General features: G+C 73.4%; 12 protein-coding genes. 7 read left to right on the plus strand and 5 right to left on the minus strand.

Features of this window, described 5'->3' with window-relative positions:
• Positions 1 to 9 precede the first annotated feature (9 nt).
• The gene (locus QOL16_RS16840) at positions 10 to 774 is read right to left on the minus strand and encodes a ThuA domain-containing protein (RefSeq protein ID WP_175473149.1); all 765 of its coding nucleotides are present in this window, start codon (positions 772 to 774) and stop codon (positions 10 to 12) included.
• Between the two features lie 145 nt (positions 775 to 919).
• Here QOL16_RS16840 and QOL16_RS16845 point away from each other — a divergent pair, with 145 nt between their 5' ends.
• Positions 920 to 1,375: a DUF3817 domain-containing protein gene (locus QOL16_RS16845; protein ID WP_071285506.1), complete on the plus strand. Its 456-nt coding sequence runs from the start codon at positions 920 to 922 to the stop codon at positions 1,373 to 1,375.
• A gap of 73 nt (positions 1,376 to 1,448) precedes the next feature.
• Here QOL16_RS16845 and QOL16_RS16850 read toward each other — a convergent pair whose 3' ends face one another.
• Both QOL16_RS16850 and QOL16_RS16855 read right to left on the minus strand, forming a co-directional pair.
• On the minus strand, positions 1,449 to 3,659 hold the full coding sequence (locus QOL16_RS16850; RefSeq protein WP_065962527.1) for an NADP-dependent isocitrate dehydrogenase: 2,211 nt from the start codon (positions 3,657 to 3,659) through the stop codon (positions 1,449 to 1,451).
• A 129-nt stretch (positions 3,660 to 3,788) separates the two neighbouring features.
• Positions 3,789 to 4,277 (minus strand): hypothetical protein, encoded by a 489-nt coding sequence (locus QOL16_RS16855; RefSeq protein WP_065962525.1) that lies wholly within the window; start codon positions 4,275 to 4,277, stop codon positions 3,789 to 3,791.
• 162 nt (positions 4,278 to 4,439) lie between these two features.
• Here QOL16_RS16855 and QOL16_RS16860 point away from each other — a divergent pair, with 162 nt between their 5' ends.
• The 5 genes from QOL16_RS16860 to QOL16_RS16880 all read left to right on the plus strand — a co-directional run bounded on the left by QOL16_RS16860 (position 4,440) and on the right by QOL16_RS16880 (position 9,674).
• A complete protein-coding gene (locus tag QOL16_RS16860; protein WP_071285508.1) occupies positions 4,440 to 5,564 on the plus strand; it encodes a M23 family metallopeptidase in 1,125 nt (374 codons plus the stop codon).
• A 212-nt stretch (positions 5,565 to 5,776) separates the two neighbouring features.
• Positions 5,777 to 7,099: a hemolysin family protein gene (locus QOL16_RS16865; RefSeq protein WP_071285510.1), complete on the plus strand. Its 1,323-nt coding sequence runs from the start codon at positions 5,777 to 5,779 to the stop codon at positions 7,097 to 7,099.
• Between the two features lie 154 nt (positions 7,100 to 7,253).
• A complete protein-coding gene (locus QOL16_RS16870) occupies positions 7,254 to 8,156 on the plus strand; it encodes a helix-turn-helix transcriptional regulator (RefSeq protein WP_065964018.1) in 903 nt (300 codons plus the stop codon).
• Between the two features lie 94 nt (positions 8,157 to 8,250).
• A complete protein-coding gene (locus tag QOL16_RS16875; protein ID WP_083230355.1) occupies positions 8,251 to 9,009 on the plus strand; it encodes a methyltransferase domain-containing protein in 759 nt (252 codons plus the stop codon).
• Positions 9,010 to 9,191: 182 nt separating this feature from the next.
• Entirely contained in the window at positions 9,192 to 9,674 is a 483-nt protein-coding gene (locus QOL16_RS16880; RefSeq protein WP_071245942.1) for an FBP domain-containing protein, read from the plus strand.
• Positions 9,675 to 9,689: 15 nt separating this feature from the next.
• Here the strand turns inward: QOL16_RS16880 and QOL16_RS16885 are convergent, their stop codons facing one another.
• Positions 9,690 to 11,084 (minus strand): nucleobase:cation symporter-2 family protein, encoded by a 1,395-nt coding sequence (locus QOL16_RS16885; protein WP_254780330.1) that lies wholly within the window; start codon positions 11,082 to 11,084, stop codon positions 9,690 to 9,692.
• Positions 11,085 to 11,330: 246 nt separating this feature from the next.
• Positions 11,331 to 12,317: an aldo/keto reductase gene (locus QOL16_RS16890; protein ID WP_071285512.1), complete on the minus strand. Its 987-nt coding sequence runs from the start codon at positions 12,315 to 12,317 to the stop codon at positions 11,331 to 11,333.
• Between the two features lie 70 nt (positions 12,318 to 12,387).
• Here QOL16_RS16890 and QOL16_RS16895 point away from each other — a divergent pair, with 70 nt between their 5' ends.
• The gene (locus QOL16_RS16895) at positions 12,388 to 12,651 is read left to right on the plus strand and encodes a hypothetical protein (RefSeq protein WP_071285514.1); all 264 of its coding nucleotides are present in this window, start codon (positions 12,388 to 12,390) and stop codon (positions 12,649 to 12,651) included.
• The last annotated feature ends 34 nt before the right edge of the window (positions 12,652 to 12,685 follow it).

Raw genomic sequence — 12,685 nt, forward strand, 5'->3', positions numbered from 1 at the left:
CCCACCGTTCTACCGGGAGTCGCCCCCGAGGAACCAGTCCCGCGGGTGGGGGTCGGCGGTGAGCGTGCGCCGTTCGGAGGTCGGTGCGGCCCAGGCGGCGGCGTTCGCGAGCACCCGTCGGACGTCGGGGTGGTGGTACACCGGGTACTCCTGGTCGCCGGGCGAGAAGTAGAACACCCGGCCGAGGCCCCGGCGGTAGGCGACACCCGACCGGAAGACCTCGCCGCCCGCGAAGGTGGACAGGAAGACCTCCTCGTCGGGGCGCGGGATGTCGAAGTACTCGCCGTACATCTCCTGCCGGTCGATCACGATCGGGTGCGGGACGCCCGCGGCGATCGGGTGCTCCGGGGCGATCGTCCAGACGAGCTCGCGCTCCCCGTCGTTCCGCCACTTCAGCGAGCACGTCGTGCCCATCAGGCGGGTGAACGGTTTCGAGTAGTGCCCGGAGTGCAGGACGACCAGGCCCATGCCGGCGTGCACGGCACGCACGACGCGGTCGACGACCTCGTCCGCGACCTGGTCGTGCGCCACGTGTCCCCACCAGAACAGGACGTCGGTGCCGGCCAGGCGCTCCTCGGTCAGCCCGTGCTCCGGGTCCTGCAGGGTCGCCGTGCCGACCGTGGCGTCGGGGTGCAGCTCGCGCAGGGCATCGGCGACGACGGTGTGGATGGCGTCGGGGTAGTGGCCGAGCACGGTCGCGTCGCCGCGGCTCTCGTGCACGTTCTCGTTCCAGACGACGATGTCCAGTGGGCGGTTCGGGGTCGGCGCTGACATGGGGTCGACGCTACCCGCTGGCAGTGTCGAATCGATACGAGCGAGCGCCGTGTCGGGAGGAGCCGTCCCGTCGCGGGCACCGCCGTGTCGCCCGCCGCTCGGCGTTCCGGCTGTTCTCCAGGAGCGGTCCGCGACCATGTCGTGCATGAACCCTCGCTCCCTGTTCCGCGCCGCAGCGGTGGCCGAACTCGTGACCTGGACGCTGCTGATCGCCGGGATGGTGCTGAAGTACGGGCTGCACGCGGGGGACTTGGGCGTCCGGATCGGCGGCGGGGTGCACGGGTTCGTCTTCCTCGCCTACCTCGTCGTCACCACGGTCGTCGCGGTGAACCAGCGCTGGTCGGTCGGGGCGCTCGTGCTCGGCTGGGCGAGCGCGGTCGTGCCGTACGCCACCGTGCCGTTCGAGGTCGCCGTCGCGCGCCGCGGGATGCTCGAGGGTCCGTGGCGCCGCGAGGCCGACGAGCGCTCGGGCGCGTGGGACCGGCTGCTCTTCGTCGTGGTCCGTCGGCCCGGGCTGGCGGTCGCCGTCGGCGTGGTCGCGGTGGCGCTCGTGTTCACCGCCCTGCTCGTGGTCGGCCCGCCGGTCCCGTCGAGGAGCTGACGGTCCCAGCAGCGACGGACGGGAGGCGCGGTGCCGGCCGGCACCGCGCCTCCCGTCGTGTGGGCGGTCGCGCCTAGAGCGTCGCGAGCGCCGCGTTCAGGGTCGCGGACGGACGCATGACCGCGTTCGTCTTCTCGCTGTCCGGACGGTAGTACCCGCCGATGTCGACCGGCTTCCCCTGCACGGCGACCAGCTCGTCGACGATCGTCTGCTCCTGCTCGTCGAGCTGCGTGGCCAGGCTCCGGAACGCCGCTGCGAGCTCGGTGTCCTCGGTCTGCGTCGCGAGCTCGTCGGCCCAGAACTTCGCCAGGTAGAAGTGGCTGCCGCGGTTGTCGATCGAGCCGAGCTTGCGGCCCGGGGACTTGTCCTCGTCGAGGAACCGGCCGGTCGCGCGGTCGAGCGTGTCCGCGAGGACCTTGGCCCGCGCGTTGCCCGTGACGCCCGCGAGGTGCTCGAACGAGACCGCCAGCGCCAGGAACTCGCCGAGCGAGTCCCAGCGCAGGTAGTCCTGCTCGACGAGCTGCTGCACGTGCTTCGGGGCGGACCCGCCGGCACCGGTCTCGAACAGCCCGCCACCGCCGAGGAGCGGGACGACCGAGAGCATCTTCGCCGAGGTGCCGAGCTCCATGATCGGGAACAGGTCGGTGAGGTAGTCGCGGAGGACGTTGCCCGTGACCGAGATGGTGTCCTCGCCGCGGCGGATGCGCTCGAGCGAGAAGCGCATGGCGTCCTCGGGCGACATGACCTCGATCTGCAGGCCGTCGGTGTCGTGCTCGCCCAGGTACGTGCGGACGAGGCCGATGAGGTTCGCGTCGTGGGCGCGGGTCTCGTCGAGCCAGAACACCGCGGGCGTGCCGGTGGCGCGGGCGCGCGAGACGGCGAGCTTCACCCAGTCGCGGATCGCGACGTCCTTGGTCTGGCAGGCGCGCCAGATGTCGCCCTGCTCGACCTCGTGCTCGATGACGGTCTCGCCACCGCTCGTGACGACGCGGACGCGACCGGCGCCCGGGACCTCGAAGGTCTTGTCGTGCGAGCCGTACTCCTCGGCCTTCAGCGCCATGAGCCCGACGTTGGGCACCGAGCCCATGGTCGCCGGGTCGAAGGCTCCGTGTGCGCGGCAGTCCTCGATGACGGCCTGGTAGATGCCGGCGTAGCTCGAGTCCGGGATGACCGCGAGGGTGTCGTGCTCCTCGCCGTCCGGACCCCACATGTGGCCGGAGGTGCGGATCATGGCGGGCATGGACGCGTCGACGATGACGTCGCTCGGCACGTGCAGGTTCGTGGTGCCCTTGTCGGAGTCGACCATCGCGAGCTCGGGGCCGGCGTCGATGCCGTCCGCGAACGCCTGCTTGATCTCGGCACCGTTCGGCACCGCGTCGAGCCCGGCGAGGACCGAGCCGAGGCCGTCGTTCGGGTTGAGTCCGGCGGCGGCGAGGTCGGCACCGAAGCGCTCGAACACCGACGGGAAGAACGCGCGGATGACGTGGCCGAAGATGATCGGGTCGGAGACCTTCATCATCGTGGCCTTGAGGTGCACCGAGAACAGGACGCCCTGCTCCTTCGCGGCGGCGATCTGGTCCCGGAGGAACGCCTCGAGCGCACGGACGTGCAGGACGGTGCCGTCGACGACCTCGCCCGCGAGGACCGGGATCGACTGCTTGAGCACGGTGGTCTCGCCGTCGGCGCCCACGAACTCGATCGTCAGGGTGTCGTCGGCGGGTGCGATCCAGGACTGCTCGTTCGACCGGAAGTCGTCCGTGCCCATGGTCACGACGTTCGTCTTCGAGTCGGCGCTCCACGCACCCATGCGGTGCGGGTGCTTCCGGGCGTAGTTCTTCACCGACAGCGGCGCGCGGCGGTCCGAGTTGCCCTCGCGGAGCACCGGGTTCACGGCGCTGCCCTTGACGCGGTCGTAGCGGGCGCGGACGTCGCGCTCCTCGTCCGTGGTGGGCTCGTCGGGGTAGGCGGGCAGGTCGTACCCCTGCGCCTGGAGCTCGGCGATCGCGGCCTTGAGCTGCGGGATCGAGGCCGAGATGTTCGGCAGCTTGATGATGTTCGCCTCGGGGGACTTCGCGAGCTCCCCGAGCTCGGCGAGGGCGTCGTCCAGGCGCTGCTCGGCACTGAGCCGCTCCGGGAACAGGGCGATGATGCGGCCCGACAGCGAGATGTCGCGCGTCTCGACGTCGACGCCGGCCGTGCGGGCGAAGGCCTCGACGACGGGCAGGAACGAGTGGGTCGCGAGGAACGGTGCTTCGTCCGTGAGGGTGTAGATGATCTTGGCCATGCTGGCGGGTACTCCCTTGTTCAGCCGTCGGTCCGCCCCACGCTACTCGGGGCTCGGGATGTCTCGACGTCAAGATACCCGGCCGCAGGCGGCGGGGCCAGCGGGCGCCGGTCGGTGACGCGCCGACCGCTACAGGGTGATCCGGAAGACGCGGACGCCCGAGGCGCGCAGCCCGGCGAGGCCGAGCCGGGAGCGGAGGTCGCGGAACGGCCGTCGGAAGCCGGACGTGGCCGATGCGGCACCGATCTGGTGCAGGACCTCGGACGTCAGGGTCCGTTCGACCTTGGGCGCGAGCCGGGTGACGCCGGAGACCGTGACCACGACCCGGACGGCGTTCGGCGCGAGCAGCGGTTCGATGCGCTCGGCGGCCTCCTGCGCACGGTGGAACGCCGGACCGTCGCCGCGACGGCGGATGGCGATGACGGCGAGTTCGGCGTCCGGTCGGTCGTCCGGGTCGGGCAGGTCGTCGAGGTGGACGACGCGCATCCGACCGGCGTCCACACCGGCGCGCACGGCCGCCGCGCGGAGCACGGGCAGCAGGTCCTGGGTGCCCGTGAGGACGACCTCGGCGGTGGCGAGGTCGACGGGTTCGTGCCGTTCCCGCGGCGTTCGGGCCATGGTGCAGGTCCTTCCGGTCGCTGGTCTCGGACACTACCGACCCGACGCCCAGGCGGCACGCAGACGGCACTCCGGGTCAGGAGCCTCCCAGCTGGTCGGTAACGGTGAGATCACGACGAGGCCTGTACAAAGCGTCAGACTCGTGCAGAATGGTCGACGGCCATGACGACGACACACGACCACCACCAGCAGCAGCCGGGGACCCCGGTCGTGCACCTGTCCCGTCGCGCTGCCCTCGAGGCCGAGCGCGCCGCAGCCCGGAGGCCCGCACGCCGGACCCGCTCGACGGCTCCCGCGGCCCAGGCACCCGCCCCCGCGGCCCCAGCAGCCCAGGCTCACGTCGCCAAGGCACCCGCCCCCGCAGCCCAGGCGCCCGCAACCCAGGCGCCCGCGGTCCAGGCCCCGGTCGCGTCGACCGCCGCGACCACCGCAGCACCGTCGACCCCTCCCGCACGCGCCGGCCGTCGCGCCACCCGCGCCCGTGCGGCGACCGAGCACGTCGACACCCGCATCACGAAGGTCGTCCGCCGCCGCGCCGCCGGGGCGACGTCCGTGCCGGCCGCGCGCCGCGCCTCCCGTCCGTCCCGCGGGCACCGCGCCAGCCGCGTCACGCTGACGAGCGCGCTGGCCGCGCTCGCGATGTTCGCCGCCTCGGCGATGCCCGCCCACGCGGCCGCCGGGACGTCGCTCGCGACCTCCACCATCGCGCCCGTCGTGCGCACCCAGGACTACGCCGTCACGCAGGCGATCGCGGCGAGCGCCTCGGACCGTGACGGCTTCACGATCGGTGGCGGCACGGTGAACCCCGGGAACGGCACCGCAGGGGCCGCCGGGTCCGCGGTGTCGTACGGCGGTGACGTCCGCTCGCCGTTCCCCGGTCCGGTGCGGATGAGCTCGGGCTTCGGGTACCGGTCCGCCCCGTGCGGCGCGTGCTCGTCACTGCACCAGGGCCTCGACTTCAACCCCGGGATGGGCGCGCCGATCGGTGCCGTCGCCGCGGGCAAGGTCCGCGTCTCCGGGACGTACTTCTCGTACGGCACCGCCGTGGTCATCGACCACGTGATCGACGGCCGCAAGGTCGCGACGCTCTACGGCCACATGATCCCCGGGTCCTCGCCGCTCAAGGTCGGCGACCGGGTCGAGGCCGGGCAGTTCATCGGCAAGGTCGGCTCGTCCGGGGTCTCCACGGGGGCGCACCTGCACCTCGAGGTGCTCCTGGACGGCGTGACGCCGATCGACCCCGAGGCGTGGCTCGAGGCCCGCATCGGTCGCTCGCTGACCCCCTGAGCCGAGGCCCGCACTGGTCCGCTCGCCGACCCCCTGAGCCGAGCCGCCACGGCCGACCGGACGCCGCTCGCGCCCGGGCCGCGCGCCCCGCGACGCACAGCACTTGCCGAGCAGGAGTGCGGCCGTCGCCCAGCGATCCTGTGCAGGATCACAGCCATGGACGATCACCACAGACCGCCCGCCCGTCGTCGATCCGCTGAGGCGTCCCGCTGATGGGCACCGACACCTGGATCGCCTTCGGGCTCGTCATCCTCTTCGTGCTCGTCGGCGGGGTGTTCGCCGCCGCCGAGATCGCCCTCGTCTCGCTCCGTGAGTCGCAGCTCCAGCAGCTCGAACGCCGGGGCTCCCGCGGTGCCCGGGTCGCCGCACTCGGTCGCGACCCGAACCGCTTCCTGTCCGCCGTGCAGATCGGCGTGACCGTCGCCGGGTTCTTCTCGGCCGCGTACGGCGCCTCGTCGATCGCCCCGGACGTCGCCCCGCTGCTGTCCGGGACCGGGCTCGACCGGGGCGCCGCGGAGGCCGTCGCCCTCGTGCTGATGACCCTCGTGATCGCGTACCTGTCGCTCGTGTTCGGCGAGCTCGTGCCCAAGCGCCTCGCCCTGCAGCGCGCCGAGGGCTTCTCGATGGCGGTCGCACCGACCCTCGACCGCTTCGCGACCGCCATGCGCCCGGTGATCTGGGTGCTCTCCCGCTCCACCGACGCCGTCGTGCGGCTGTTCGGTGGCGACCCGCACGCCCGCAGCGAGTCGATGAGCACCGAGGAGCTCCGCGGCCTGGTCGACGAGCACGACGCGATCGACGCGCAGGGCCGCCGCATCGCCCGGAGCGCCCTCGACGCCGGTGACCGCACCCTGCGCGAGTCGATGCGCCCCTGGTACGACGTCTCGACCATCGACGCCGCGTCGACGATCGCGGACGCCACCGACCACGCCATCGCCGCCGGCCACTCGCGGTACCTCGTCACCGAGGGGTCCCGCGACGGCGTGGCCGGGTTCGTCCACCTGCGCGACCTGCTCCGCCCGGCCGACCCCGGCGCGCCCGTGTCCACCCTGGTCCGCCCCGTCCTCGCCCTGCCCGAGACGAAGTCGCTGTCCGGTGCGCTCACCGACATGCGCGTCGGCGGGCACCAGATCGCGCTGGTCGTCGACGAGTACGGCGGCAGCGCGGGCATGGTGACGCTCGAGGCCCTGCTCGAGGACCTCGTCGGCCGGATCCGCGACGAGTGGGACCCCGAGCACGACGGCACCACGGCGACCGCGGGCGAGGTCGACGGCGCGGTCGTGCTCGAGGACCTCGCCGCGGACGGTGGCCCGGTCCTGCCCGACGGCGACTACGAGACCGTCGGCGGACTCGTCCAGGTGCACCTCGACCGGGTGCCGCGCGTCGGCGACGTCGTCGAGGTCGGCGACCACCGCCTCGAGGTGACCCGGATGGACGGGCACCGCGTGGCGCGGCTGCGCGTCACGGCGCGCACCGGCGACGCCGCCGCGCACGCGGACGGCGAGCCGGTCCCGGGGCCGGCCGCGGCCCGGTAGTCGGGACGGGACGGACGGGAGGCGCGGTGCGGGCCCGCACCGCGCCTCCCTTCCGTCCCCGACCGCGTCCGGACCCACGGCGACCGCGACGGCGGGCGTCCCGGGCACTGCCCGTACCTGTCTCGGGACGGCGAGCGCGACGTAGGCTCGATGCATGGGCATCGACGTGCGCAACGAGATCCGGGACTTCCTGTCCTCCCGACGAGCACGGCTCACCCCCGACCAGGTCGGCATGCCGTCGTTCGGCGGCGGGGTGCGACGGGTGCCGGGGCTGCGGCGGCACGAGGTCGCCATGCTCGCCGGCGTCAGCGTGGACTACTACACGCGGCTCGAACGGGGATCGCTCAAGGGCGTCTCCGACAGCGTGCTCGAGGGCCTCGCGGGGGCCCTGCAGCTCGACGAGGACGAGCGGGTGCACCTGTGGGACCTCGCCCGGCTCGCGAACTCCGGCGTCAAGGTGATGCACCGGAACGTGCCGACCCGCGTGCGTCCCGGCGTGCAGCGGCTGCTCGACGCGATCACCGGCGCGCCGGCGTGGGTGCGGAACGAACGCGGTGACGTCGTCGCCACGAACGACCTCGGTCGCGCGCTGTACGCGCCGATGTTCGCCGGCCCCGGACGCCCGGTGAACACCGCGCGCTTCACGTTCCTCGACCCGGCGGCCCGCGAGTTCTTCCCGGACTGGGCGACGACGGCACGCGACGCCGTCTCGGTGCTCCGTGCCGCGGCGGTCGCGAACCCGTGCGAACCCGGTCTCGTGACGCTCGTGGGGGAACTCTCGACGCGCAGCGAGGAGTTCCGCACGTGGTGGGCCGCGCACGACGTCCGGGTGCACCGACGGGGCAAGAAGCGGATCGCACACCCGATCGTCGGGGAGCTCGAGCTCGACTTCGAGGCGCTCGACCTCGTCGCGGACCCGGGCCTGACGATGTTCTCGTACTCGGCCGAGCCGGGCAGCGAGTCGGAACGGTCCCTGGCACTGCTCGGCTCCTGGGCGGCCACGGAACGGTCCGAGCAGGTCGCTGCGCTCCGCCAGGAAGCCGCGGCCGGGGACTGACCGGACGGCGGGCACGGAGCAGCAGCGCGGGTCCGCACCGACGGGCCCGCACGCCAGCCGTGCGTCCGCCGACCGGCGTTCGTAGGCTGGGCGCGTGACGGACGCGACGGAACCGGTGCAGGGCCCGCACCCGGGCCACCCGGAGGACGGCGGCCCGCGGGTCGTCGTCGACCGGGCGCGCTACCGCCGGACCGAGCCGACCTTCGCCCGCGCGGTGGCCCGTGCCCTCGGCGACGCCCGGGACGTGCTCGACCTCGGCGCCGGTCAGGTGCCGTACCTGCCCTCGGGCCGTGCCGTCACGGACGCCGGCGACCCGAGCTCCGGGCTGCCGTACGCCGACGACGCGTTCGACGCCGCGGTCGCCGCCTTCGTGCTCGCCGGGTGGACGGACCCCGCGCGCGGCCTCGCCGAGGTGCGACGGGTGACCCGGGGGCCGGTGGTCCTGCTCGTCCGGGACCCGGAGCGCGTCGCCGGACACTGGCTCGCCGAGTACGCGCCCGAGGTGGTGGCCGCCGACGCCCGACGGTGGCCGACGCTCGACCAGGTGGCCGCAGCACTCGGCGGCGAGGTCGAGACCACCCGGCTCCCGGTCCCGTTCACCTGTGTCGACGGCTTCTGGGAGGCGTACACCGGCCGCCCGGAACGGCTCCTCGACCCGGGCGTCCGCGCTGCCGACCCCGCGTGGTCACGCGTCGACGACCTCGCCGCGCGACGGGCGGTGGCCGCCCTGCGCACGGCGCTCGAGAGCGGGGCGTGGGACGACCGGCACGGCGTGCTCCGCCGCCAGCCCGCACACGACGGGTCGGTCGTGCTCGTCCGTGCGGACCGGTCCCGCCCGACACGCCCGGCTTGACACGCCGTCGTAGGGTGGGACGCATGCAGCAGCAGGAGGTGGTCGGCGCGCAGAGCGCCGGCATCAGGGCGTGACGCCCCCGGCTGTGCCCACGGGCACGGCCGCCGTCGTCGAACCCTGACCACCACCCCGCCCGTGCGGCGCGACACCCGCGCCCGGGCCCATCCGGAAGAGACCGCACCGTGCTGCCCATCAGCGAGAAGACCATCCGCGCGTCGTTCGTCAACGCCTCCCGCCGGGAGACGAGCGACCTGACGCTCCCCACCGACCTCGACCGCATCGTCTGGGACGACCTCGACTTCCTCGGCTGGCGGGACCCGAGGATCGGCCGCCGCGCCTACGTCGTCGTGCCCACGCTCGACGGCGACCTGGTCGGCGTGCTGTTCCGCCAGGCCGATGCCTCGCCCCGCTCCCGCGCGCAGTGCTCGTGGTGCCAGGACGTGAAACTGCCGAACGACGTCGTGTTCTGGAGCGCCAAGCGGTCCGGGAGGTCGGGGCGGAACGGGAACACCGTCGGCACGCTCGTCTGCCAGGACTTCCAGTGCTCGCACAACGTCCGGAAGCTGCCGCCGCCCGCCTACGAGGGCTACGACGTCGAGGCGGCGCGACTCCGGCGGATCGAGGACCTGCAGCTGCGCGCGGCGTCCTTCGTCGCCGAGGTCTGAGCGGGCGGCCGGGTCCTACCGCGGCGGCAGTGCGATCGGCGCCGTCGACCGCACCCCGTCGTACGAGCCCACCGCCGGGTCGTCGCCGTACCGCTCGCGCACGCTCCGCGACCCCAGGAGCAGGTTGAGCAGGATCGCGGCGACGGCCCCCGCCGAGATGCCCGAGTCGAACACGAGCGTGAACCACGTCGGGAACGCCCCGTAGATCGCCGGTGCGACGGTCGGCAGGAGCGCGATCCCGAGCGGCAACGCCACGACGAGGACGTTCCGGTTGTCGAACCGCACCTTCGACAGCGTCCGGATCCCGCTCGCCGCGACCATGCCGAACAGCGCCACCCCGGCCCCGCCGAGGACCGCGTGCGGGATCGCCTCGACGACCGCGGCGACCTTCGGCACCAGGCCGAGCACGACGAGGATCCCGCCCGCCGCGGTCGCCACGTACCGGGAGCGCACGCCGGTCAGCGCGACGAGCCCGACGTTCTGCGCGAACGCCGTGTACGGGAACGTGTTGAACACCCCGCCGACCACCGTGCCGAGGCCGTCCGCCCGCAGCCCGTCGGCGAGCGTGCGCTTCGACACCGGGCGACCGACGACCTCGCCCACGGCCACCATGTCGCCCGTGGTCTCGGTCATGATCACGAGGCCGACGACGAGCATCGACACGATCGACGCGAGGTCGAAGGTCGGCAGGCCGAAGTGGAACGGCGTCACGACCGCGAACCAGGCCGCGTCGCCGATGCCCGAGCCGTCGACCATGCCCGGCACGAACAGCGCCACGACGGTCCCGAGCAGCAGCCCGGCCAGCACCGAGACCCGGGCGAGTCCCCGCGGCGCGAACCGTTCGACCAGCACGATCGCGAGCAGCACCCCGGCCGCGAACGCGACGTCGAGCGGACGGGCGGCGCCGTCCTTGCCGCGCTCGGTGATCCACCCCGCGGCGACGCTCATGAGCGACAGGCCGATGATGAGGATCACGGTCCCGGTGACGATCGGTGGGAACAACCGGACCAGCTGCGAGAACCACGGTGCGACGAGGACCATGAAGACCCCGCACGCGATCGTCGCGCCGTAGACCGCCGTGATGCCGTGCTCGGTCCCGATCGCGATCATCGGGCCGACCGCGGCGAAGGTCACGCCCTGCACGAGCGGCAGCCGCACGCCGAAGCGCCAGAAGCCGACGGACTGCACGATCGTGGCGAGCCCGGCGACGAACAGGTCGGCGCTGATGAGGAACGCGAGGTCGGCCCGGTCGAAGCCGAGGGCACCGCCCACGATGAGCGGCACGGCGATCGCGCCGGCGTACATGGCGAGCACGTGCTGCAGCCCGAGGGGCACCAGTCGTGCGAGTCGCGGGACGGCGTCGACGCCGTCCTCGACCGGTGTGCGGCGCGTGGTGGTCGTCTCGGTCACGGGTGCCCCCTCGGTGTCGTCCTGGATCCCTCCTGGGACGCTACGGAGCCGGTGTTTCCGCGCCGTGACGACGGTGGGTCGCCCGCGTCACGCGCCACCCGCCTGCAACGAGCGTTCCGATGTGCGGTTGCGACGGACGGGCGGTCACGACCGACGGGTGGGGACGACGGACGGGAGGCCCGTGGCGGTGTCGCCACGGGCCTCCCGTCCGTCATGTGGTCGCGTCGGCGACCGCAGCGTGCCTGGTCAGCGACCGATGGTCGACATGTCCGGGTACCGGTCGCCGGTCGGCACCGGGAGCGAGGACAGGCGCTCGAGCTGCGCCGGCGACAGGGTGACGTCGGCGGCGCCGACGTTCTCCTCGAGGCGGACGACCCGCTTCGTGCCCGGGATCGGCACGACGTCGTCGCCCTGCGCGAGCAACCAGGCGAGCGCGACCTGCGCCGGGGTGGCCCCGACCTCGTCCGCCACGGCCTTGACCTCGTCGACGATCCGGAGGTTCTGGTCGAACGCCTCCTGCTGGAAGCGCGGGTTCGCGCGGCGGAAGTCGTCCTCGTCCAGGTCGGACGGCTTCGTGATCGCGCCGGTCAGGAAGCCGCGGCCGAGCGGCGAGTACGGCACGAGACCGATCCCGAGCTCGCGGACCGTGTCGAGGACGTCGCCCTCGAGCTCCCGGGTCCACAGCGAGTACTCGGTCTGGAGCGCGGTGATCGGGTGCACGGCGTGGGCGCGGCGGATCGTCTCCGGGCCGGCCTCGGACAGCCCGATGTGCCGGATCTTGCCCTCCTGCACGAAGCCGGCGAGCTGGCCGACGACGTCCTCGATCGGGATCGCCGGGTCGACGCGGTGCTGGTAGTACAGGTCGACGTGGTCGGTGCCGAGCCGGCGGAGGGAGCCCTCGAGCGCCTCGCGCACGGACTCCGGTGCACTGGAGAGGCCGCGCTGCTGCGTCGGGGTCTCCTCGCCGGCCTCTTGGCGGTAGAGGCCGAACTTGGTGGCGATGACGACCTGGTCGCGGCGGTCGCCCAGCGCGCGGCGGAGGAGTTCCTCGTTCGTGTAGGGGCCGTACGCCTCGGCGGTGTCGAAGAGCGTGACGCCGAGGTCGATCGCGCGGTGGATCGTGCGGATCGACTCGTCGTCGTCGGAACCTGCGCCCGTGTAGAAGGCGCTCATCCCCATGGTGCCGAGGCCGACGGGGCCGACCTCGAGGTCTGCGAGCTTGCGTGTCTGCATGGGTGCAGGTCTACTCCTGCTCGCGGGTTCCCCGGGAGGTACCGGTACGGCTACGCTGCGAGGACGGACAGTGTCCGCAGAACGCGAGGGGGAGGTCGTCGTGGTCGTCGTGTGGATCGTGATCGGGGTGGCGGTGGCGATCGCCGCGTTGCTCGTCGTGCTCGAGGTGCAGAACATGCGCCGCCGCCGGACGGTGGCGGACATGGAGCCCGTCGACCCGCGCATCGGGGAGCGGGCGGTGCAGGACGCGGAGAGCCAGCACGCGGTCGTCGAGGGTGCGGCGAAGTCGGCGCACCCGGGGATCTCGGGCGCCGGGGGCGGTCCGCTGGGCTGAGCGCGGGCTCGGTGTCCGGCGCCGGGAGCTGCCG

The organism is Curtobacterium sp. MCBA15_004 (assembly GCF_001865055.2).
In the GTDB taxonomy this organism is placed as follows: domain Bacteria; phylum Actinomycetota; class Actinomycetes; order Actinomycetales; family Microbacteriaceae; genus Curtobacterium.

Bases quoted from the DNA above. Each gene is read 5' to 3' on its own strand.
- QOL16_RS16840 (WP_175473149.1), bottom strand. From the start codon at position 774: ATGTCAGCGCCGACCCCGAACCGCCCACTGGACATCGTCGTCTGGAAC.
- QOL16_RS16845 (WP_071285506.1), top strand. From the start codon at position 920: ATGAACCCTCGCTCCCTGTTCCGCGCCGCAGCGGTGGCCGAACTCGTG.
- QOL16_RS16850 (WP_065962527.1), bottom strand. From the start codon at position 3,659: ATGGCCAAGATCATCTACACCCTCACGGACGAAGCACCGTTCCTCGCG.
- QOL16_RS16855 (WP_065962525.1), bottom strand. From the start codon at position 4,277: ATGGCCCGAACGCCGCGGGAACGGCACGAACCCGTCGACCTCGCCACC.
- QOL16_RS16860 (WP_071285508.1), top strand. From the start codon at position 4,440: ATGACGACGACACACGACCACCACCAGCAGCAGCCGGGGACCCCGGTC.
- QOL16_RS16865 (WP_071285510.1), top strand. From the start codon at position 5,777: ATGGGCACCGACACCTGGATCGCCTTCGGGCTCGTCATCCTCTTCGTG.
- QOL16_RS16870 (WP_065964018.1), top strand. From the start codon at position 7,254: ATGGGCATCGACGTGCGCAACGAGATCCGGGACTTCCTGTCCTCCCGA.
- QOL16_RS16890 (WP_071285512.1), bottom strand. From the start codon at position 12,317: ATGCAGACACGCAAGCTCGCAGACCTCGAGGTCGGCCCCGTCGGCCTC.